Below are 22,514 nucleotides of genomic sequence, written 5' to 3'. Positions count from 1 at the left end.
ATATAAAAGCATTTTTGTATTTTACATTTTATTTTCTATACATTTATACTATTCTCATATCCTAAAAAGTGGTAGTATATTGTAATGATATCCATCGAGGAGGTTACGCATGTCAAAATCTAAACTCTACTTTTATATAACTTTATTATTATTAGCGATAAGCTTTTTCTTTAATACAAATAATCCATTTTTAAATAATGTGTTGGGTTCTTTCGTCAAATTAATTATTGCATGTAGTGTCATTAATGTCATTGTTCTAATCATTTCAATCATTTTTGCGGACAAATCCATTAAACATTCACGAGACAAACAAGGTTGGATTAGAATTGGTAGTAAACTATTACCATTTATCATTCTTATTGTGATTATTATTCATATTGTATCGTCATTAAATACTTACGGATTCCTTTCTTAAATTTTATTGATGTATACTTTATTTGTTAGAGCCATTTCAGATTGAAGTGGTTCTTTTATTTATTTGAGTAAATCTTTATTAAAGGAGTTATTACTTTGCAATATTTATACATTTTTGTAGGTGGTGCGTTTGGTGCTTTATTAAGATATTTATTATCATTTTTTAACCATGGCCACTCATTACCTATTGGTACATTAACTGCAAATATTATCGGTGCTTTTTTAATGGGATTCTTCGCAGCACTATCGATTAAATTATTTCAAACACATCCTCTATTTAAAAAAGCTATAACAACAGGTTTTATGGGAGCTTTAACTACATTTTCTACTTTTCAATTTGAATTAGTTCAAATGTACAATCAACAAAACTGGATGTTATTAATTATTTATGCAGTGATTAGTTATATTCTTTGTATTTTATTATGTTTATTAGGTAAGAAATTAGGTGAACGTTTATGATTACTACAATTTTGTTAGTCATGTTAGGTGGAGGTATTGGAGCAATTCTACGTGCTAGTATTTCTAACTATTTCAATCAGTTTCAATCTGTGTTGCCAATAGGTACGCTTATAGTTAATATTGTAGGTTGTATATTCATTGGTGCCCTATCTGGTTTATCATTACATATACAATGGATAAACCCTTTTTTAATCACAGGTATATTAGGAGGTTTAACTACATTTTCTACCCTCTCTAATGAACTCGTCGGAATGTTATCACCTAAATTCAAACCTACATTGTTTATTTTATATTCTACTATTCAATTCATAGGATCATTCTTAAGCTGTTATTTAGCTTATCACCTTATTTAAAAAATAGAAGAAGATACTTTTAAAGCCACGTCCTCTTTATGAGAAACGTGGCTTTAATTGAATTTATTGTCCGTTAAATTCTGCAGGATCAGGACCAATTCTTCTATCTTCATTTAATTGGTCAAGACGATTCATTTGATCTTCGTTAAGTTTGAAGTTTAGAATATCTAAATTTTCATCTATACGATGTGGTGTTACTGATTTAGGGATAACTACTACATCATGTTGATAATTCCAACGAATAATCACTTGTGCAGGTGATTGATCAATTTCTTTTGCAATAGCATTAACAGTGTCATCATCTAAAATTTGTGCGTTCATTAATGGTGACCATGATTCCATAACAATATTTTGAACTTCCATATATTGTCTTAATGAACTTTGTGTTAAATATGGATGAAATTCAACTTGATTAATGACCGGCTTTATTGATACTTGTGCTAACAGTGCTTCAAAATGGTCTACATTAAAATTGCTTACACCGATATTTTTAACACGGTCTTGTTTATATAAATCTTCCAACCCTTGCCATGTATCTATCATTAGTGCTTCGTTAGTACCTGGCCAGTGCATTAAATATAAATCCAGATAATCTAAGCCTAATCTTTTTAAGCTACCTTCATACGCATCCTCTACATTAGTTCTACCAAAATCTTCTAACCATAATTTTGAAGTAATAAATAAGTCTTCTCGTTTTAGACCTGTAGTTTCTAATCCTTCTTTAATACCTTGTCCTACTTTTTCTTCATTACCGTAAACTTTTGCTGTATCAATGCTTCTATAACCATTCTCTATAGCATGTTTAACAGCCTTAGTACAATCATCATTATTTTCGACTCTAAACGTACCTAGTCCTACTCTTGGCATTTCATGACCATTATAAAATTTAATTTTATCCATGGATTTTCACTCCTTACATATAAAAATATTTATACATTATCTATACCCGTATCCGATGATTAAAATTCAATATTATAAAAAAGCTAGTAAAGTGTCATACACCCTACTAGCTAAAATAATTAGTTAAATGATTCAATTTTATCCATAATATCTTGTAAATCATCGACGTTATATTGAATACGTCCATGGAATACAAATTTATTAAAGAATTCGTTAAGTTGTTCAGGTCCAACTAATACTTTTACATTACTATTCTGAGCATAATTTGAAATCGTTACATCATCTTCATTTTTAGGATTAAAGTATAAAATAGAAGTTGGTGTGTATTTAGTATTCAATTTATTTTGTAAATCTCCAGCTAATTGTTGTATTTGCTGAATTTTATCTGAATAGTTAACAAATGATAATGATTTTTGATCATCATTTTGATCTAATACCAATGTTTGTGGCGTAGATTTATCTAAATCTAGCGTATTAAATACTTGTTCCATAGTTGGTAACTCTGAAAATTGTGCGCCACTAATACCATTATAAACATGACCTTTTAATAATTGAGAATCAATGATGTATAAACCAGTTCGTGTTAATACGAGGTGACTAATTCTTTCAATATTATTAAATTCATTAGTTGGCAAGAAAATATTTGCCATTATATGCATATCTTCTGGGCGAATACGCTTTTCATTAACAAGACGTTCACGAATACCAATTAATCTCATGTCTGTAACATATTCACTATGATTTTTAGAGAATAATTTTAATGCATCAATTTCTCTTTCTTTACTACTTACTGTAGCTTCATAATCTTCTTTTTGTTTAGTGACTGTCTTTTTGTTTTCTATACGTTCTTTTTCTAATGTTTCCTCATGAGATGCTTTTAAGTTTTGTTCTTTTTGTTGATATTCTTCTTCAGTTTGTTTCTTTATCTTTTTCTTTTTATTTAACGTGATTAAAAATAAAACAAAAAAGATAATTGCAATCACTACTGCAACGATTAATCCTATTCCAATGGGTGAAGATAAACTCATCACATCAACGCTCCTTTTAAATTATCAATACAATCAATTATAAATCATAACTATGATATTTTCGACATTTCGTTATAATTTAATTGATTATATTTTACCTATCCCAAATATTTTAATTATTTTAGGCTTGGTTTATTGAATCTTTCAAAACGTTGACTTTATCTAATTTTTCCCAAGGTAATAAAACATCAGTACGCCCGAAATGACCGTACGCAGCAGTTTGTTTATAAATAGGTTGTTTCAACTCTAACATTTTAATAATTCCTGCAGGTCTTAAGTCAAAGTTCTCTCTAACTGCTTCTACTAATTCTGTTTCACTGACTTTACCTGTACCAAATGTATCAATTGAGATTGACACAGGTTCAGCTACACCAATAGCGTATGCAAGTTGTACTTCACATTGTTCAGCTAATTCAGCTGCAACAATATTTTTAGCAACGTATCTTGCTGCGTATGCGGCAGAACGGTCTACTTTAGTTGGATCTTTACCACTTAAGCATCCTCCACCATGTCTAGCATATCCACCATAAGTGTCAACGATAATTTTACGACCTGTTAATCCTGCATCACCTTGAGGTCCACCAATTACAAATCTTCCTGTTGGATTGATATAGAATTTTGTTTGATCATCTAGTAAATTTTCTGGAACAGTAGGATAAATGACATGTTCTTTAATGTCATTTTGAATATCTTCTAATGTTTTATCTTCAGCATGTTGTGTTGAAACAACAATTGTATCAATACGTTTTGGTTTGTCATTTTCATCATATTCAACTGTTACTTGAACTTTACCATCTGGACGTAAATAATCTAGTATTTTATCTTTACGAACATCTGATAAACGTTTAGCTAGCTGGTGTGATAAGAAAATTGGTAAAGGCATATACGTATCTGTTTCGTTAGTTGCATAACCAAACATTAAACCTTGATCTCCTGCACCTGTTGCTTCAATTTCTTCTTCAGTAATATCATCGCGATATTCTAATGCTTTATCTACACCTTGTGCAATATCTGGTGATTGTTCATCAATTGCTGTTAATACAGCCATTGTTTGTGAATCATAACCATATTTTGCACGTGTGTAACCAATTTCTTTAATTGTTTCTCTTACTACTTTAGGGATATCAACATAAGTTGTTGTTGAAATTTCACCAGAAATTAAAGCCATACCTGTAGTTACTGTTGTTTCACATGCTACACGCGCATTAGGGTCATCTTTAAGAATTTCGTCTAAAATGGCATCGGAAACTTGATCGGCTATTTTATCCGGGTGTCCTTCAGTTACTGATTCTGACGTGAATAATCGTTTATTGTTAGTCATGTTTTGCTCCTTTTAAAAATTTATTACGATAATTCTCTTTTATTTGAGCTAAATAAAAGAGCCTTCTGCTAACTAGTATCTAGATAGAGAGAAGGCTCTTATACGTCCATTCGCTCTTATCGTTCAGACAATATAGGTCTGCAAACGGTTTGGCACCTTTCTTTTCTATACAAAAAAGAGGTTGCTGGGTTTCATTGGGTCCATGTCCCTCCACCACTCAGGATAAGAGAATCCGTTAAAATTAATACTACATAATTAGCGAATTAATGTCAATTTTAGAATTAAGTTATTTTAATGAAAATTTACGGTGGATTAATTAACTTAATATGTTATACTATTGAAATGTAAAGGCTTACATTACAACTATCTGGAGGGATTAAGTATGTCGATCGATACATACTCTGAAACTATTAAAATCAAACAATTATTAGAAAAACCATCTACACAGTTTCAATTATCTACAACTCAACTTTACAATAAAATCTTAGATAATAATGAAGGTGAACTTACTGAGTTGGGCGCTATTAATGCAAGTACCGGTAAATACACTGGGCGTTCACCTAAAGATAAGTTTATCGTTACAGAACCTTCATATAGAGATAATGTTGATTGGGGAGACGTTAATCAGCCGATAGATGAAGAAACATTTTTAAAACTTTATAACAAAGTATTAAATTATTTAGGTAAGAAAGATGAACTATACGTATTTAATGGTTACGCTGGAAGTGACAAAGATTCACGCTTAAAACTAACTGTAATTAATGAATTAGCTTGGCATAATCTTTTTGCACATAATATGTTTATACGTCCTGAATCAAAAGAAGAAGCTAAATCAATCAAATCAGACTTTACCATTGTATCAGCACCTCATTTTAAAGCTGACCCAGAAGTCGATGGTACAAAAACAGAAACTTTTGTTATCGTTTCATTCAAACATAAAGTCATTTTAATTGGTGGTACTGAATATGCTGGCGAAATGAAAAAAGGTATATTCTCAGTTATGAACTATTTATTACCAATGCAAGATATTATGAGTATGCATTGCTCAGCAAATGTTGGTAATAAAGGTGACGTAGCATTATTCTTTGGTTTATCAGGTACTGGTAAAACAACATTATCAGCTGATCCTGATAGAAAATTAATTGGAGATGACGAACACGGCTGGAATAAAAATGGTGTGTTCAATATCGAAGGAGGTTGCTACGCTAAAGCAATCAACCTTTCAAAAGAAAAAGAACCACAAATTTTCGATGCAATTAAATATGGTACTATTTTAGAAAATACAGTTGTCAAAAATGATGGCACGGTTGATTTTGATGATAATAAATTCACTGAAAACACAAGAGCGGCATACCCTATTCACCATATAGATAATATTGTATTACCTTCCAAAGCAGCTCATCCTAATACAATTATCTTTTTAACAGCGGATGCTTTTGGTGTCATTCCTCCAATTTCAAAATTAACTAAAGACCAAGCAATGTATCACTTCTTAAGTGGATTCACATCTAAATTAGCTGGTACAGAACGTGGCGTTACTGAACCTGAACCATCATTCTCTACTTGCTTTGGTGCACCATTCTTACCATTACATCCTACAGTTTATGCTGATTTATTAGGTGAATTAATTGATAAGCATGAAGTTGATGTTTACCTTGTTAACACAGGATGGACAGGTGGTAAATATGGCGTTGGTAGAAGAATAAGTTTACATTATACACGTCAAATGGTTAACCAAGCTATTTCAGGTAAATTAAAAAATGCAGAATATACTAAAGATGCTTCATTTGGATTAAATATTCCAGTGGAAGTAGAAGATGTTCCTAAAACTATCTTAAATCCAATTAATGCATGGAGTGACCCTGAAAAATATAAAGCACAAGCTAATGACTTAATTCAACGTTTTGAAGAAAACTTCAAAAAATTCGGCTCTGAAGTAGAACATATTTCAGATAAAGGTGCATTTAATAAATAATTAAAAAAGAGGTCGGGACAAAAGCGCTTAGGATTTGAGCAGAACCGAACGATGAGCAAAATTGTTTCTCAAATTTTGTCGAATCGTGAGAGTTTCTGCCGAGAATCCTGCTTTTGGGACGCCGTTAATCGGTTTCCCAGAGCACAAGAACTTTATGTCTCAACCTCTTTCATTATCTTTATCATTTTCAATTTGATTCATCCATTGATGAATATATTCAAGTGTTTCTTTCAAAGCAAATGGGCGTGGTACATGTCCTTCTTTCATTTGATAAAAAGTATCAAAGTTTGCTCCAATCTCATTTAAGCGTCGTTCTAAATAATAAGCTTGATGTATACCAACTTGCTTATCATTTCCACCATGAACAATAAGTATTGGCGGACTTTGTGGCGTAATATTATGTATTGCCTCTCTATCAGTATAATTTTGAGCATCTTTAATAGGATGTCCAACCATTCGTCTTAACATCCCTCTTAAATCAACACGTTCCTCATACATTAAATAAATATCAGATACCCCACCCCATATAATATAACTATTTACAGGTAAGTCTTGAAAAGTTAATAATCCTTGTAAACCACCACGTGAAAAACCAATCATATGAATAAAGGCTTGTGGATGCTTTGAATACAGTAAACGAATGAGTTCAGTGACATCATTTAAATCTCCACGATAAAATTCATCTTTGCCTTCACTGCCATTGTTCCCTCTATAATATGGACCTACAACTAGAGTTTCATCATTAGCAAACTGCATTAGCCTTGCAGCTCTGACACGCCCTACTTGTCCTTTACCACCTCGCAAATAGATAACAATGCGTTTTACTTTTTTATAAGGTGTCATCATTAAAGCTTTGACATTAAGATGATCAACTTGATAGGTTATTTCATCAAAATGATGTGTCCTCATCTCTATTGGCATTTTTTTAACTTTAATAAAATCCAAGTGTCTTCACCCTTTCATAACAATGCAAGATAGCATCATCTTTAAGTAAAAAGCTTTTTTTATTATCGGGAATTGATTCAACTGATTGAAATAAACATGGACCATCTGTTTCTAGATAGTCAGATTGTTCTTTTAGCGTATCAACTTGTATAAAATATACATCTTTCACAAAATCTATATTACTATTTGTTTCAACTTTATATTGTGCTATATATTTAATATCGATAGCATGAGCACCAGTTTCTTCATACAATTCTCTCCGTATAGCATCAATACTAGTTTCATTGCGTTCTCTTTTGCCACCAGGAAATTCAATACCTCTAATTTTATGACAAGTAAACAATAATTGATGTTGAAATACTGGAATAGCAAGTACATGATTACCCGTAGGAACATCTTTATTTGTTTTATATGTTAGGTGTACCTTTCTTTGGTCTTTATCTAAAAACTTCATGTACATCACATCCCTTTATAATATGTTAAAATACCTATATTCTAAAATTTGCTCGGAGGCATTATTATGAAAAAATTATTTCTTGCCTTAATACATTTTTATCAACGTTTTATCTCGCCATTAACACCACCAACGTGTCGATTTTATCCAACATGTTCAGAATATACACGAGAAGCGATACAATATCATGGTGCATTCAAAGGATTATACTTAGGTATACGTCGAATATTAAAATGTCATCCTTTACACAAAGGTGGATACGATCCAGTGCCACTTGCAAAAAACAAATCAAAATCACATCATGCTAAACACAATCATCATTAATACATTCTAATTTTGTACGATTAACTACAGGGGGAATGAATTCTATCACTCCCTCTTTTAATATACCTTCATTTTCTAAAAAATCATTTTCAAAATAATAACCCGCTGGTGTCACATCTCCAGGATAATCCCCATGTTGAGCTAACATTGCGGTAAAATATCGGCTTAACCCATATTCATACATACCACCAATCACAACTTTCACCCCTTCTTTGTGAAGGGTTTGTATTGCATCTAATACTCGATCAATACCACCAAGTCTGAATGGTTTCAATATAACTACCTCTATTGGATATTCAGATATAATATTTTTGATTTCTTGAGTGGAAGTGGCCTTTTCATCAAGAGCAATAGGTGGATAAGGTTGTCCATTAATGCGTTTGATATCATCTAATGATTGAAATGGTTCTTCAATATAAAGAATATCATGGTCTATATTTTCTTTAATAGATTGATATTGTGTCAGATTAAGAGATTCATTGGCATCTATAGCTAAATCAAAACTAAAACTAAGTGATTGTAAATTATCGATGTCTGAAATTAATTGATTTGAATACTTTAATTTAATTCGCTTAGGTTGTGTTTGAGCCAAACGATTTAATTGTATTTCAGTCATACCGTTTACAGTTGCACCATACGGAACTTTAAATGATTCAAGTTTATAATATTTTTGATAGATAGCCATCATAATTGTACATCTTGCTGCTGGATAATCATTTAAAAGTTCGAGTGATGATTGCCACTCTTTAAAAGTTGATATTTCTTTATTCTTTATACGATCATACCATTGTTTAATGTTTTCTTTTACGGAATCAATAGTTTCATTATCATACCATTGAGTTTGAAATGCATTACATTCTCCAAAATATGCATCCCCGTGATTATCAATGAATTCAATAACTAATGTTTTTCTTGTTTCTAATTTTACTTTAGGCGTTACAATTGGTGATTTAAAAGGCTGATTATATAAGTAAAAATTTAATTGATTAATAATCATTTTTTTCTTCCTTTTGTATCATTTTATTTCTTTGGAGTTTACCTGTAGAAGTATATGGCAATTCTTCAACTTGATAAAAAGACTTTGGTACTTTGTACTTTGCTAAATGATCCAACATATATTGTCTTAATTCGATTTCATTAATTTTTGTATCGGCAATATAATATAATATAGGTACTTGTCCCCACGTATCATCTGATTGACCAATACAAACAGCATCTTCAATGTTTGGATAATATTTAGCTATAGATTCAATTTGATAAGGATATATATTTTCGCCACCACTGATAATTAAATCCTTACGTCGATCATAAATCATAACAAAACCATCTTCATCTATTTCAGCTATATCCCCTGTTTTGAAAAAGCCATCTTCAAATGTATCTGTTAAATTAACAGGATATAAATAGCCATTCATTACGTTGTTTCCTTTAATTAATAATTCACCATGTCCATTTTGATTAGGTTGCTTAATTTTCACTTCTACATTATCACTAGGCACCCCTACAGTATCATAACGTTGTGCTAACATATCTGGCGTTGCTGTTAAAAATTGTGAACACGTTTCAGTCATACCAAATGAATTATAAATAGGTAGTTTGTAGTTTAAAGCTTGTTGAATTAAATTTGCTGATAGCTTTGCACCACCCAATAAGATTTTTTCTAATTGATATGGACTCTGTAATCCAGCATCCATTAACCATTTTAAAGTTTGTGGTACAAGAGAAACATGCGTAATATTTTCATTTTGAATAATTTGAAGCATTGTATCAGTATTATACTTTTCTAAAATACGTACTGTAAATCCTTCTATAACACTTCTTAAAATGACACTCAGACCTGATATATGATATATCGGTAATACAGATAACCAAATCGTCTGCTGATTATAACCTAAACTTTCCTTACAACCTATTGCACTTGCGAGATGATTTTCAAAAGTTTGAGGGACAGCTTTTTGAGGACCAGTAGTGCCAGATGTAAACATGATAGAAGCAATGTTTTCTAATTGAAATACATTAGAATTTATATTTTGAGGAGATAAATTTTGAATATCCTCAAGCGTATATATATCAAATTGATCCATTTCGAGTGTAGTTGTCGTTACTATTGTGCTAACTTGTATAGAATTCATTTGAGCAATAATTTCATTCTTTGTTAATCGTGTATTTATCATAGCAATTTCGATATTGGCGATCCAACATGCATGTATCAATACTAAAGATTCAATACGATTATTTATATGTAACCCTATTCTCGTTTGATTAAGGTTTTGTAGTTGCTGTGCTAAATGAAATGCATCATCATATAATTCCTTAAATGTCATTTGATGTGCGCCATCTGTAACAGCTATTTTATCTTTATTTTTTACTGATTGATCTTTTAACCAGAAGTTCACAAGTCATTCCTCCAATTATCATTACAAAGATAATTATAACGATTTTAACGCATTCTATCAGTGATTAAAGCTTGAATTTAGAAATTTGAATTTAATAATAAGATATATCACTCTTTGTTAACACATTTGAATTCATAACTGTCTAATTTCGCAGAGAAATGTTACGTTTATGAAAATAAATTTATAAAATAAGAATAAATAATCTATGATAATTAAAAATGATTTATATTAAAAGTAGCTTACATAGGAGGTGAATAGTAATGGAAAATATCACAGCTATCATCAAAAAAGCAGTAGAATTTTTCAAAGGTTTATTTGAAAATAAATAAACTACATTTATTCATCTAAGGACATAACAATGTAAGACCTATATAAATTAATCCTAGAATTTACCTTTGGGTATGATTCTAGGATTTTCTTTATAAAAAACTAAATCAATTGAAAACTTTACCCTTTCTTTATAAATTGAGTCAATTTTCAATAGACTCAACTAACACCTGATTACTTTAACTTTTTATTTAGAACTTACACTTATAGAAGCAGATTTAATATGTTGTAATTCTTTCTACAATAGAAAATTTTAATACTGTTATGCTAATATAAAATTATAAAAATCAAAAAGACGACATGCTATAACATGTCGCCATTGAACCCGTTAAAAAGACGGTGACTCAAATTATATTAGCTATAAAAATAACCATCTAACTCAGTCAAAGTTATAAATGATGGTTATTTTTTATGATTTATTTTAATTATTGTAACCATTACCTCAATGTGTGTAACGATAAATGTACCGAAACCTATCATAAGGCTTAATGCGTCTACAATAGAAATCACAATAGGCGTCCCTTTCTAAAGATTTAAGTAATGCCATCATAGGCACCACCCTCTTATACTCAGATAGCCACCATCAACTTAACTTGTCAAAGATATATTATAACATTTTTATTTTGTTTTAATCATATTAATGATAAGTAAAATCAAAGTTGCTATATTAATATAGAATGTTAACTTTTTTCTCAATTCTCTGCTCATGACTTTCACCTCTTATAGAACAATTTTTATTATAATTTATAGAAATTTTCAGATATAGTATAAGATCAAGGTTTACTACTTATATACCTTTCATTTAATACGGATCTTTACTTCCACTTTCATTTATTTTAAATCCTCAATGATATCTAAATTATCTCTATTTACGAATAATCAGTTCACATTTAATCTATTTTTCTTCTTAAATTTAATAATATCGACTTTCGATTATGATGATTTTACTTTTTATTTACTAAAGTTATAATCATTCTACACCATTATATTATTTTAGTATATAATAATATAATATAGATATACAATTTTTATAAAAATAACAGAGATATCTTTGCTTAAGAATATATAACATAAGTATGTTTATGTTTATATAAAAATTCACACAAAAACAAGACCATATATTGAAAACTCAATTTAACAGTGATTAATACTTAAATAATTACTTATTTAAGTATGTTAAAAAAGAAATAATTATGTTTGTAACTTCAGGTATGTACGCTTAAATTTATAATTATAACTGGAGGAAATTAATGAAGAAATATGATGTAGCTATAATTGATTTTGAAATTATGAATAATGAAACAAATAGTCCTTGTGAAATTGCTATTAATTTAGTGAAAGGATTAAAAATTATTGATACATATAGTACATATATAAATCCTAAAAATAATTACTATGATAATGAAATTGCACTTATTCATAAAATACCTAAGAAAGTAATAGAAGCAGCGCCAAAATTTGAAGACGTTTACGATCAAATTAAACATTATATAGAAAATAGTAGCTATGTAATAGCTCATAATGCACACTTTGATGTATCAGTTTTATTATCAACTATAGAACATAATAAATTCCCTATGATCAAATTCATATACATAGATAGTATTGCAATATTTAGAAAATATCTTAACCTTAAATCTTTCAGTATGAGTAGTTTGTGTAAAACATTCAATATATCAACAGATAACTTGCATTCAGCTCAATATGATGTAAAGGCATTAACTGCTATTTTACTAATAGTATCGGAAACAAATAATTATAAAAGTATGTTAGAACTTATACAAAATATGGATCATTCATATATAAAGTATAGTGAATTCACTAATATTCAATATGCTTTGCCATCATTTAGAAAATATAAAAGGCCTACTCTATCAGTTATAAATCAGTATAAAATTTTACATCCTAATAACATTCATTTACTAGATAAAAATATTGTATTCACTGGAGAATTCAAGTCTGGTAAAAGCAATTTAATGATCAAAGCTAGAGAAAACGGAGCAATAATACGTAGTGATGTATGTAAAAAGACAGATATTTTAATTGAAGGAATTCAAGAAGAAAGATTTAAAGGAACTGATGGATTAGTTAGTAAGCAAAGAAAAGCACGAAAACTGATATGTGAAGGATACAATATTAAATTACTTTCTGAAAATGAGCTATTAAATTTATTAGAAAGCGAGAAAATATATGATTAAAAAAATAACAACAACTAAACACACATATTTAATTGAAGAAACATATTCACAAGGCGATAGAGATTGTTATTTTGGTAGATCTATTCTACTATCGATTTATGTATCCTTTAATATAAAAACAAAGTCAAAATCTGGTGAATATTACTTAAGTAACATTCCTAAAAGAATAGTATTAAGAAATAAAGTAATTAAAGAAGAAAAGCCTACTGATTTAGAAATTAAGTTTTGGCAATTTATGAATACAAAGAAAACAATAAATTATTCACAAGAACTAGCACTAAAATACAAAATAGTAAATTATATAAAATTTTATTTCATATTAAGTAATTTTAAATTCGACGAGTCCTCTAGCTGTAGAATTTATTATGACTATAACAATCTATTTAATAGATGAGGCCTAATTAAAAAACAGTAAATAAACTAAAGTTACAACAATAAAAAACATGTTATTTTAATTCGATTTATACACTTATTTGCTAAAAATCTCACAACATAAAGTTATAGATTTCCTCAAAATAAAAAAGAACGTTGATTTAACAACGTTCCCCTATTTAAAGCTTATCAGATTTTCACTGATTTTAAAGTATGTACGGAGAGTGAGGGATTCGAACCCTCGAGACGCTTGTGGCGCCTACACACTTTCCAGGCGTGCTCCTTCGGCCAACTCGGACAACTCTCCATAATATATAATATGATAAATAAAAAAACAGAAGCGATATTTCACTTCTGTTTGTATGACTCCTACGGGACTCGAACCCGTGTTACCGCCGTGAAAGGGCGGTGTCTTAACCGCTTGACCAAGGAGCCATGGCTCCACAGGTAGGACTCGAACCTACGACCGATCGGTTAACAGCCGATAGCTCTACCACTGAGCTACTGTGGAATAATAATGGAGCGGGTGATGGGAATCGAACCCACAACATCAGCTTGGAAGGCTGAGGTTTTGCCATTAAACTACACCCGCATATAAAATGTGAAATGTAATACGATTATGGGGCGGTTGAAGGGAATCGAACCCTCGAATGTCGGAACCACAATCCGATGCGTTAACCACTTCGCCACAACCGCCAAAAATGACGAATGGTTCAGGACAGAGTCGAACTGCCGACACATGGAGCTTCAATCCATTGCTCTACCAACTGAGCTACTGAACCACAATAATAATGATGGCGGTCTCGACGGGAATCGAACCCGCGATCTCCTGCGTGACAGGCAGGCGTGTTAACCGCTACACTACGAGACCTATTAAAACTATGTATTGCGGGAGGCGGATTTGAACCACCGACCTTCGGGTTATGAGCCCGACGAGCTACCGAACTGCTCCATCCCGCGATAATATTATTTTTGACTACTTGATTATTGTACCATTATTAACTTAACAAAGTCAATACATTTTTTAATTTAAATTTACAATCTCTTAAATTTCAAAATGTTTGATACATCAAATTAGCTTTAAATCGCTCTCGCTTAACACTTTATTAGTATATTAATTTTAAAACTAATAGTCAATAATTATTTACAATTAAAATGTGTAATAATTAACTAGTTAAATCATTTTATAACAAAAGTGTGCAAATGGTCACAAAATCACTTGCCAACATCATCAAATTAAACTTTTTACACATGTTATAAATCTTAAAAAGAAACATTTCTTAATAAAGCTTATTGATTTTGCGACGTATCTACTGGAACATTCCTTCAAATAAATCCTACTAACATTGGTTTAATATACATGTTTAGTTATCTTTTAGCACTATATTAACACCGATAACAAAACACTTATTGTTTATATCTGATTAAACTTTATAAATACCTCCCCTCCCCTACTCATATCAAATTATTGTGTCATTAGTCCTTGCATACGATCTTGTAAAGCGGTAAATGTTGTAAAACCATCTTCTTCCATGAAATGACCGCCTTCTTCAACAACACGAATATGACCTTCTAGTGTATCCATAAGTCTTTTTGTTTCTTTATATGAAACATGCTTGTCACTCTTTGAACAAAGTCCATAAAAGTAGTCTACTTTATTTTTGACAGTATCATAATCTATGGTTACATCTTGTAAATCTATATTTTCATCAATATCTTGTGCATCGTCTCTAAATCCAGCAATACTGAATAAACCTTCAATATTTTGATTTAAACTTTCAATAAATTTTAAACTTGTGATTGTTCCAAATCCATGTGTCACAAAATATGTATCTTTTTTCCTAACATTTATTTGCTGTTGCATTTGTGTTACCCACATATCTAGATTAGCAGGTGTATCTGCTTCTAAATTAAATAATGTAACCTCATAACCTTCTAATGTTAAATTATGTCCTAACCATTCATACCAATGATTATGTGCATTGCCTACACTTGAATGAACTATTATTACGTCTGTCATTATTATCAAACCTCACATTATATAATTTAAAAAATAATCATGACTCATTTTACTTTATTTTATAATAAAAGCACTTTAAAAAGATATATTTATCCCTTCAAAGTGCTTAATTGATTTGTTAATTGATCAACTTTAATTCTTCTAGCATTTCATCAACTGCATTGTGTCCTTGTTGAATACAATCTGGTAGTCCAACTGCTTCAAATGGTGCACCAGTAATTTTTAAACGTGGATAAGTTCGTTTAATATGCTGTTGTATTTCTCTAATTTGCTTAATATGACCTACATGGTATTGAGGCATACTCTTAGGCAAACGATTAACAATAGTAAATTCTGGGTCACCTTTGAACGTCATCATCTGTTGTAAATCTTGACGTACAATAGATACAATTTCTTCATCTGTATGGTCATCAACAACTGTATCTCCTGGTTTACCAACATAAGCTCTGATTAACACTTTTCCTTCTGGAGTTGTAAATGGCCATTTTTTTGAAGTCCATGTACATGCTGTTATGCTTGTATTACTTGTTCTAGCAATAACGAAACCTGTTCCATCATAAGTATTTTCAATATCCTTTTCATCAAATGCAAGTACCACTGTTGCTACTGTCGTTGAATCCATTGTATTGAAATAATCAAATGCTGGATCATGGTTAAACCAGTCCATAAAGACTTGTTGTGGTGTTGTTACTAATACCCCATCATAAAATTCTTTTTTGCCATCGACAATTACTTGATAGTCAGTTTGAGATATAATAATATCTTCAACCTCTGTATTATATTCAATATTGACACCTTGTTTTGTTACAGCTTCAACTAAAGCCTCTATGAACGAACTAAGTCCGTGTCTAAATTGCTTAAATTGACCTTTAGGGGCACCTGGATATAGTTGGCGTTGTTTAATACGTTGTTCCCTCTCATCTTTCATGCCTTTGATTAAACTACCAAAAGCTTCTTCTTTTTCTTTAAAATTAGGGAAAGTACTCATCAAACTTAAATCATCAATATTTGTACCATAAATGCCACCCATTAGTGGCTCAATTAAATTTTCAAGTACTTCATCACCTAAACGCTGTCTAAAAAAGTCACCTACTGAAATGTCATCTTCAATCTCTATAGGCTTTTTAAATAGATCTAGACCTGCTCGTAACTTACCTAATGGAGAAATCAATTTTGTTTTTATAAAAGGTTTTATATCCGTAGGTATTCCCATAATAGAACCACCTGGGATAGGGTATAATTTATTTTTAGCATAAATGTATGATTGACCTGTAGTATTCGTAATCAAATCATCGCCTAATCCAATCTCCTTAGCTATATCAGTCATAATAGTTTTTCTACCTAAGTATGATTCGGGTCCTAATTCAATAGTATAACCATCTTTACGATACGTTTGAATTTTACCACCTGGACGATTACTTGCCTCATAGATAGTAACATTTAAGTTAGTATTTTGTTTTTTCATATAGTAAGCACTTGTTAAACCGGTTATACCTGCTCCGATGATTGCTACATTCTTACTCAAAATCATTCACGCTTCCTTCTATTAAAATACTGTTTTAATTTCGTCTACAATCGCACCAATAAATAATGGATGCGTATTAGGCATCTCTGGACGATAGTAGTTTGCACCTAAGTCATCGCACACTACTTTACATTCATGGTCATTGTCATATAACACTTCAAGGTGTTCGCATACAAATCCTACTGGCGTATAAATAAAATGTTTATATCCATGTTCATTAAATAAATCTCTTGTTAAATCTTGAACATCAGGTCCTAACCAAGGTGTACCTGTATTACCTTCTGATTGCCAACCTTCTGCTACGTGGATAATATTTGATTGCTCTTTTAATTGTACTGCAGTATCATGTAACTCATTTGGATAAGGGTCATTATTTTTCTCAATTAAACCTTTTGGTAAGCTATGAGCTGATACTACTAATACAGTGTCATCATGTTCTTCTGTAGGAATTTGTTCTAATGTGTGATTGATTTGATTAGTCCAAAACTCTAAGAATTTAGGTTGATGGTAATAATGTTTTACATGATGTAATTGAATACCATATTTTTCAGCTTCTTCTTCTGCACGTTCATCATAAGATCCTACTGAAAAACTTGAATAATGTGGTGCTAATACAACAGTGACCGCTTCAGTAATTCCATCTTTATGCATAGATTCAACCGCTTCTTCTATATACGGTGAAATATGTTTTAGCCCTAAATATAATTTAAACTCTACATCTTCATAAGATTCATTTAATGCACCTCTTAATGCTTCTGCTTGTCTGTCTGTTGTTCCAGCTAATGGAGATAATCCCCCAATAAATTCATAACGATCTTTTAAATCTTGTAGCTCGTCATCTGTTGGTTTTTTACCATGTCTAATGTCAGTATAATATGGCTCAATGTCACTTTCTTTATAAGGTGTACCATATGCCATTACTAATAAACCTATTGTTTTACTCATTTATAAAACCACCCTTTAGTCTATTGCTATTACTTAATCTATTGAAATTCATAATGCTAAATTACTGATGTGTATAGTCGTGAACGAATTGGCTTACATTACGTAAAGTTTCTGGTTGAACTTCTGGGAACACACCATGTCCAAGGTTGAAAATATGTTGTCCTCTTTCCATGCCTTGATCTAAGATATCTTTTAATCTTTCTTCTATTACATCCCATGGTGCTAATAATAATGAAGGATCTAAATTACCTTGTAGCGTCTTAGTTACACCAAGCTGTTGTGCTTGTTGTATTGATGTTCTCCAATCAAGTCCCAATACATCTATAGGTAAATCATTCCATTCATTGATTAAATGACTAGCACCCACTCCGAACAAAATAACTGGAACATCATGTTTTAATTTAATGCCTTTAACTAACTTGTCCATACCTGGTTTAATATATTTTCTATAGTCTTGAACATTTAATGCGCCGACCCATGAATCAAAAATTTGAATTAATTCAGCACCAGCTTCTACTTGTGCATTAGCATAATCTATCGAAACCGCTACTAAATGATCCATTAAAGCAAACCAAGTCGCTTCATCACTGTACATCATAGCTTTTGTTTGATTATAGTTTTTAGAAGGGCCACCTTCTATCATATATGAGGCTAGTGTAAATGGTGCGCCAGTAAATCCAATTAAAGGTACATTTAATTTTTCTTCAGTTAACAGTTTGATTGTATCTAAAACATATGGCACATCTCTTTTCGGATCTATCTGTGATAACTTTTCCACGTCTTGGACTGTTTTGATTGGATTTTGAATAACTGGACCTATTCCAGATTTAATTTCTACATCTACACCAATAGGTTTTAAAGGTGTCATAATGTCTTTATATAAAATTGCTGCATCCGTATTGTAATTATCAACTGGTAAATGTGTCACATAAGCACATAGTTCAGGTTGATGAGTAATTTCAAACAGTGAATATTTCTCTTTTAATTTACGATATTCAGGTTGAGATCGCCCTGCCTGACGCATAAACCAGACTGGTGTATGAGAGGTCTTTTCACCTTTAATCATTTTTAAAATAGTATCATTCTTACTATGTACCATATAGTCCTCCTAAATTAAAATCATTCTTATCTATAATAGCATATACTTAGTTATTTCGTATTTTAATGTGCTTAAATGTCATAAAAAAGACATAGTAAAATGTTTTATAAATTATTTGTATCTACATAGCTTATCTCATAATTTTTCGTTTTGTTAAAGTGTATTAGTATTATAATTAAACATTTAATAGTAATGATATAAATTAATAGCAATTAATTTTAGTTTAATTTGTAAAAAATCAATCCATTTTTATACATTTATTTCAAAATTAAGACTTTGAAGGTAGAAAATAGAAATTTATAATCGTATAATTAATTAAAACAAGGGAGGTAAGGATCATGAATTTATATACATCGTATGGTACTTATGGTTTTTTAAATCAAATTCAAATTAATAATCCAGATCATAATCTATTTCAATATTCTGCTTCAGATACATCTGTTATTTTAGAAGAAACTGAAGGCAAATCTGTACTGAAGCATCCAAGTGCTTATGAAGTTTTATATAGCGTGGGTGAATTTAATGAAGAACATTTCTATTCTGCGCTCTTCATACCTTCATCTGAAGATCATAAAAATCAATTAGAAAAACAACTTCTTCATTTTGGTGCTCCATTTGATAACTTTGGTGGTTTCAAAAGTTATCGATTATTGAGACCATTAGAAGGTAATACTTATAAATTATATTTTGGTTTTGCAAATAGAAGTGCTTATGAAGATTTCAAATCATCAGATTTATTCCAGGAGCACTTTTCTAAAACTGCTTTAAATCAATTCTTTGGATATAGTGGTCAACATTCAAGTTATTTCGAACGTTACTTATATCCTGTAGATCATCAATAATAAAAAAGGTTGTCCTATAGCGAAGTAATTCAATTTCGCAAATAGGACAACTTTTTTAATCTCGTAATAACGTTTCTTGATATTTTAGTTTTTTAATTGTACTTCTAATAGTCAAATAGCCTACTAAGAAAAATACAATTGAGAAAAAGAATAATGTAGGATTCATAATTGAAAATGCTATTGTGAATACCACACCTATAACTATCATAAGTCTATAAAGAAATTTTTCGTATCCTTTAATTACAATAGTATCTGGTGCTGGCCAAACTTGAGGCCAGAGACCATAAGCTTGTTGCGTATAAAACTGTGACATTTGCAATAGCGTGATATACATAAATAAACTTCCTATTAAAATACCTACAATAGGATGAGAAAGCCATATGATTAATACAACTGCGATTAACATTAATCTTATTATAATGCTAAAAGCATCTCTCCCTCTTACAAAACTTCTCATAAATAAATATAAGTACATTTGATTGGCATTAAATTTTTTGCCTTTTGGTACTGGTAAAATAAAATCTAAATAACTACGACGTACTGCTGTCTCTCTTAAATGTTTAACATCTGTAAACATATTCACGAATTTATAATAATTCGTATGATGTCTTTGCTCAATCGCAATCATTCTTTCCCACGGGTATAATTGTTTAGCTACCTTACCTTTTAGTACAACAATTAACACTGCCATTGCAATCGTAATTAATATCCCTAAATAAGAATGTAAGCCTAATATTATATAAAAATTAAGGCTTAAAATAATGAAAAAACTCACATTAACTATCCAAGTAGATACACCTAATTGATATAAACACCATCTTAAATGCAATACTATATATGGTGTTAATAAGGCAACTAACGCAAATGCAATATAATATTGAATATTACTTTCACTTAATTGATAGAATAATGGGAAGGGAACAATAAGAATAAGTAATAACATCATTATTCTAGTGAAATAACTATAATTAATACTTAATGCCATGTATCGTTTCATATATTTTTCAAATGGTAATAGAAAAATTTGGTCTGCTTCTTTTAATAATGTTCTTAATGGAAATAATGATAACAAGGCGATAATAATACTTGTAATCAAAGCATAATCAATATGTTGAGGTATATGCTTCAACCATTCGCCATACCCCATTATAAAAGCACCAAATAATATTAATAAAAATACTGTAAAGTGACCATTGAAAATGAATTTATTATAATAATTCTTTTCCTTTCGAATCGCTTTCTGACGTTTCCTGAATAATGTAGTTGCCTCATTAATCATTGGCATTTCCACCTTGAGTGACGTGAATATAAATATCATCTAGTGTGTGTTCTTTCAATCCTGTTTGTTCTCTTAACTCTTCTAAATTACCAAATGCTACAACTTCACCTTTATCTAAGATAATAAATCGATCACAATAACGCTCTGCAGTAGCTAAAATATGTGTACTCATAAGAACTGTACGTCCTTCATTTTTCTTTTCTACCATTAAATCGAGCATTGATTGTATACCTAATGGATCCAATCCTAGAAATGGTTCATCGATAATGTATAATTCAGGATTCACAATAAATGCACATATAATCATGACTTTTTGTTTCATACCTTTTGAAAAATGACTTGGAAAAACTTTTAATTCATCTTCAAGTCTAAATACTTTTAATAAAGGCTTTGCCCTTTCCATTGCTACTTCATGTGTAAGACCATAAGCCATCGCAGTCATTTCTATATGTTCTTGTAAAGTCAATTCTTCATATATTACTGGTGATTCTGGAATATATGAAAGTTTTCTACGATATTCTTCTATATCGTCATTTATATTTGTTTCTGAAATTGATAGTGACCCTGATGAAGGCGTTAATAATCCTAACATATGTTTAATTGTAGTACTCTTTCCAGCCCCATTTAAACCTATCAATCCAACTATCTCACCTTTATTTAATTCAAAATTGATATCTTTAATAACTGGTCGTTTTCCATAACCACCTGTTAGATGTTCTACTTTTACTGTCATAAGGCACCTCCACGAAAACTATTGTACCAAAAATTATGTTTTACTCCTAAAATTAGCTATGAAGAATGACGTTTTTTCCTAAGTAATGCTATAATGTATTTTAAGATGAAACGAAGAGGAGTGTTATCAAAATGTCTGAAACAATTTTCAGTAAAATTATTACTGGTGAAATACCAAGCTTTAAAATATATGAAAATGACTATGTCTATGCATTTTTAGATATTTCTCAAGTTACAAAAGGACACACTTTATTAATTCCTAAAAAAGCTTCTGCAAATATTTTTGAAACTGATGAAGAAACAATGAAACATATCGGGGTTGCGCTACCTAAAGTAGCGAATGCAATTAAAAAAGCATTTAATCCTGATGGTCTTAATATTATTCAAAATAATGGTGAGTTTGCTGATCAATCTGTATTCCACTTACATTTTCACTTAATTCCTAGATATGAAAATGATATTGATGGTTTCGGTTATAAATGGGAAACACACGAAGATGAATTAAATGATGATGCTAAAAAAGAAATTGCTGCTCAAATTCAAGCCCATTTCGAATAATCATGCATAATCTATATTAAAATGGGTATAAGATGAATAATACTATTA

At 30.5% G+C, this 22,514-nt stretch carries 22 protein-coding genes, 8 tRNA genes and 1 riboswitch; of the genes, 8 read left to right on the top strand and 22 right to left on the bottom strand.

Annotated features, from left to right (window positions below; genetic code table 11):
- Positions 1-109 precede the first annotated feature (109 nt).
- The 3 genes from LFT63_RS00405 to LFT63_RS00395 all read left to right on the top strand — a co-directional run bounded on the left by LFT63_RS00405 (position 110) and on the right by LFT63_RS00395 (position 1,226).
- Entirely contained in the window at positions 110-415 is a 306-nt protein-coding gene (locus LFT63_RS00405) for a hypothetical protein (RefSeq protein ID WP_017638160.1), read from the top strand.
- Positions 416-510: 95 nt separating this feature from the next.
- Complete coding sequence (gene crcB / locus LFT63_RS00400; RefSeq protein ID WP_029055628.1) at positions 511-873, top strand: fluoride efflux transporter CrcB; 363 nt, start codon at positions 511-513, stop codon at positions 871-873.
- Entirely contained in the window at positions 870-1,226 is a 357-nt protein-coding gene (locus tag LFT63_RS00395) for a fluoride efflux transporter FluC (RefSeq protein ID WP_037555521.1), read from the top strand. The genes crcB and LFT63_RS00395 overlap by 4 nt, the downstream gene beginning before the upstream one ends.
- A gap of 63 nt (positions 1,227-1,289) precedes the next feature.
- On the opposite strand, the gene LFT63_RS00390 is transcribed toward LFT63_RS00395, so the two are convergent.
- The 3 genes from LFT63_RS00390 to metK form a co-directional block, all read right to left on the bottom strand.
- Positions 1,290-2,126, bottom strand: a complete 837-nt coding sequence (locus LFT63_RS00390; protein ID WP_029055626.1) for an aldo/keto reductase — start codon at positions 2,124-2,126, stop codon at positions 1,290-1,292.
- Between the two features lie 119 nt (positions 2,127-2,245).
- Complete coding sequence (locus LFT63_RS00385) at positions 2,246-3,154, bottom strand: nuclease-related domain-containing protein (RefSeq protein ID WP_017637315.1); 909 nt, start codon at positions 3,152-3,154, stop codon at positions 2,246-2,248.
- A gap of 121 nt (positions 3,155-3,275) precedes the next feature.
- On the bottom strand, positions 3,276-4,475 hold the full coding sequence (gene metK / locus LFT63_RS00380) for a methionine adenosyltransferase (protein ID WP_340767741.1): 1,200 nt from the start codon (positions 4,473-4,475) through the stop codon (positions 3,276-3,278).
- 113 nt (positions 4,476-4,588) lie between these two features.
- Positions 4,589-4,704: riboswitch (SAM riboswitch) on the bottom strand.
- 153 nt (positions 4,705-4,857) lie between these two features.
- Between metK and pckA the strand changes: the two genes are divergently transcribed.
- Positions 4,858-6,450 (top strand): phosphoenolpyruvate carboxykinase (ATP), encoded by a 1,593-nt coding sequence (gene pckA / locus LFT63_RS00375; RefSeq protein ID WP_017637317.1) that lies wholly within the window; start codon positions 4,858-4,860, stop codon positions 6,448-6,450.
- Positions 6,451-6,609: 159 nt separating this feature from the next.
- On the opposite strand, the gene LFT63_RS00370 is transcribed toward pckA, so the two are convergent.
- Positions 6,610-7,395: an alpha/beta hydrolase family protein gene (locus LFT63_RS00370; protein ID WP_029055625.1), complete on the bottom strand. Its 786-nt coding sequence runs from the start codon at positions 7,393-7,395 to the stop codon at positions 6,610-6,612.
- The gene (ytkD, locus tag LFT63_RS00365; RefSeq protein WP_117238936.1) at positions 7,382-7,849 is read right to left on the bottom strand and encodes an RNA deprotection pyrophosphohydrolase; all 468 of its coding nucleotides are present in this window, start codon (positions 7,847-7,849) and stop codon (positions 7,382-7,384) included. Before ytkD ends, LFT63_RS00370 begins: the two co-directional genes overlap by 14 nt.
- Before the next feature lie 66 nt (positions 7,850-7,915).
- Between ytkD and yidD the strand changes: the two genes are divergently transcribed.
- On the top strand, positions 7,916-8,173 hold the full coding sequence (yidD, locus tag LFT63_RS00360) for a membrane protein insertion efficiency factor YidD (RefSeq protein ID WP_017637320.1): 258 nt from the start codon (positions 7,916-7,918) through the stop codon (positions 8,171-8,173).
- Here the strand turns inward: yidD and menC are convergent.
- The 3 genes from menC to LFT63_RS00345 form a co-directional block, all read right to left on the bottom strand.
- The gene (gene menC / locus LFT63_RS00355; protein ID WP_029055623.1) at positions 8,154-9,170 is read right to left on the bottom strand and encodes an o-succinylbenzoate synthase; all 1,017 of its coding nucleotides are present in this window, start codon (positions 9,168-9,170) and stop codon (positions 8,154-8,156) included. The genes yidD and menC overlap by 20 nt on opposite strands.
- Positions 9,160-10,569, bottom strand: a complete 1,410-nt coding sequence (gene menE / locus LFT63_RS00350; RefSeq protein ID WP_029055622.1) for an o-succinylbenzoate--CoA ligase — start codon at positions 10,567-10,569, stop codon at positions 9,160-9,162. The genes menC and menE overlap by 11 nt, the downstream gene beginning before the upstream one ends.
- A 729-nt stretch (positions 10,570-11,298) precedes the next feature.
- Positions 11,299-11,376, bottom strand: coding sequence for a putative holin-like toxin (locus LFT63_RS00345; RefSeq protein ID WP_231290208.1), 78 nt, complete (start codon positions 11,374-11,376; stop codon positions 11,299-11,301).
- Between the two features lie 770 nt (positions 11,377-12,146).
- Here LFT63_RS00345 and LFT63_RS00340 point away from each other — a divergent pair.
- Positions 12,147-13,094 (top strand): exonuclease domain-containing protein, encoded by a 948-nt coding sequence (locus LFT63_RS00340; protein WP_340767740.1) that lies wholly within the window; start codon positions 12,147-12,149, stop codon positions 13,092-13,094.
- 590 nt (positions 13,095-13,684) lie between these two features.
- On the opposite strand, the gene LFT63_RS00335 is transcribed toward LFT63_RS00340, so the two are convergent.
- The 12 genes from LFT63_RS00335 to hemE all read right to left on the bottom strand — a co-directional run bounded on the left by LFT63_RS00335 (position 13,685) and on the right by hemE (position 19,055).
- Positions 13,685-13,773 (bottom strand) — tRNA-Ser (locus LFT63_RS00335).
- Positions 13,774-13,829: 56 nt separating this feature from the next.
- Positions 13,830-13,901 (bottom strand) — tRNA-Glu (locus LFT63_RS00330).
- Position 13,902: 1 nt separating this feature from the next.
- A tRNA-Asn gene (locus LFT63_RS00325) sits at positions 13,903-13,977 on the bottom strand.
- Positions 13,978-13,984: 7 nt separating this feature from the next.
- Positions 13,985-14,058, bottom strand: a tRNA-Gly gene (locus LFT63_RS00320).
- 28 nt (positions 14,059-14,086) lie between these two features.
- A tRNA-His gene (locus LFT63_RS00315) sits at positions 14,087-14,162 on the bottom strand.
- A gap of 13 nt (positions 14,163-14,175) precedes the next feature.
- Positions 14,176-14,248: transfer RNA gene (locus LFT63_RS00310), tRNA-Phe, on the bottom strand.
- Positions 14,249-14,261: 13 nt separating this feature from the next.
- A tRNA-Asp gene (locus tag LFT63_RS00305) sits at positions 14,262-14,337 on the bottom strand.
- 15 nt (positions 14,338-14,352) lie between these two features.
- A tRNA-Met gene (locus LFT63_RS00300) sits at positions 14,353-14,426 on the bottom strand.
- Positions 14,427-14,931: 505 nt separating this feature from the next.
- Positions 14,932-15,486 carry an RBBP9/YdeN family alpha/beta hydrolase gene (locus LFT63_RS00295; RefSeq protein WP_017638301.1) on the bottom strand — a complete coding sequence of 185 codons (555 nt, stop codon included), beginning with the start codon at positions 15,484-15,486 and terminating at the stop codon, positions 14,932-14,934.
- Positions 15,487-15,604: 118 nt separating this feature from the next.
- Entirely contained in the window at positions 15,605-17,011 is a 1,407-nt protein-coding gene (gene hemY / locus LFT63_RS00290) for a protoporphyrinogen oxidase (protein WP_340768194.1), read from the bottom strand.
- Between the two features lie 21 nt (positions 17,012-17,032).
- Positions 17,033-17,956, bottom strand: a complete 924-nt coding sequence (gene hemH, locus LFT63_RS00285) for a ferrochelatase (RefSeq protein ID WP_029056280.1) — start codon at positions 17,954-17,956, stop codon at positions 17,033-17,035.
- A 61-nt stretch (positions 17,957-18,017) separates the two neighbouring features.
- Positions 18,018-19,055, bottom strand: coding sequence for a uroporphyrinogen decarboxylase (gene hemE / locus LFT63_RS00280; protein WP_029056281.1), 1,038 nt, complete (start codon positions 19,053-19,055; stop codon positions 18,018-18,020).
- Between the two features lie 338 nt (positions 19,056-19,393).
- Here hemE and traP point away from each other — a divergent pair, with 338 nt between their 5' ends.
- Positions 19,394-19,897 carry a signal transduction protein TRAP gene (traP, locus tag LFT63_RS00270; protein WP_017638297.1) on the top strand — a complete coding sequence of 168 codons (504 nt, stop codon included), beginning with the start codon at positions 19,394-19,396 and terminating at the stop codon, positions 19,895-19,897.
- A gap of 55 nt (positions 19,898-19,952) precedes the next feature.
- Here the strand turns inward: traP and ecsB are convergent, their stop codons facing one another.
- Together ecsB and ecsA are read right to left on the bottom strand one after the other, a co-directional pair.
- Entirely contained in the window at positions 19,953-21,176 is a 1,224-nt protein-coding gene (gene ecsB, locus LFT63_RS00265) for an ABC transporter permease EcsB (RefSeq protein ID WP_340767739.1), read from the bottom strand.
- A complete protein-coding gene (gene ecsA / locus LFT63_RS00260) occupies positions 21,169-21,909 on the bottom strand; it encodes an ABC transporter ATP-binding protein EcsA (protein WP_017638295.1) in 741 nt (246 codons plus the stop codon). The genes ecsB and ecsA overlap by 8 nt, the downstream gene beginning before the upstream one ends.
- A 131-nt stretch (positions 21,910-22,040) precedes the next feature.
- On the opposite strand from ecsA, the gene LFT63_RS00255 reads away from it, so the two are divergent.
- Positions 22,041-22,466 carry an HIT family protein gene (locus LFT63_RS00255; protein WP_017638294.1) on the top strand — a complete coding sequence of 142 codons (426 nt, stop codon included), beginning with the start codon at positions 22,041-22,043 and terminating at the stop codon, positions 22,464-22,466.
- Positions 22,467-22,514 lie beyond the last annotated feature (48 nt).

The organism is Staphylococcus sp. FSL H8-0121 (assembly GCF_038008425.1).
Classification (GTDB): domain Bacteria; phylum Bacillota; class Bacilli; order Staphylococcales; family Staphylococcaceae; genus Staphylococcus; species Staphylococcus pasteuri.
The sequence above is the reverse complement of the archived record's forward strand: the minus strand, read 5'-3'. Positions and strand labels throughout refer to the sequence as shown.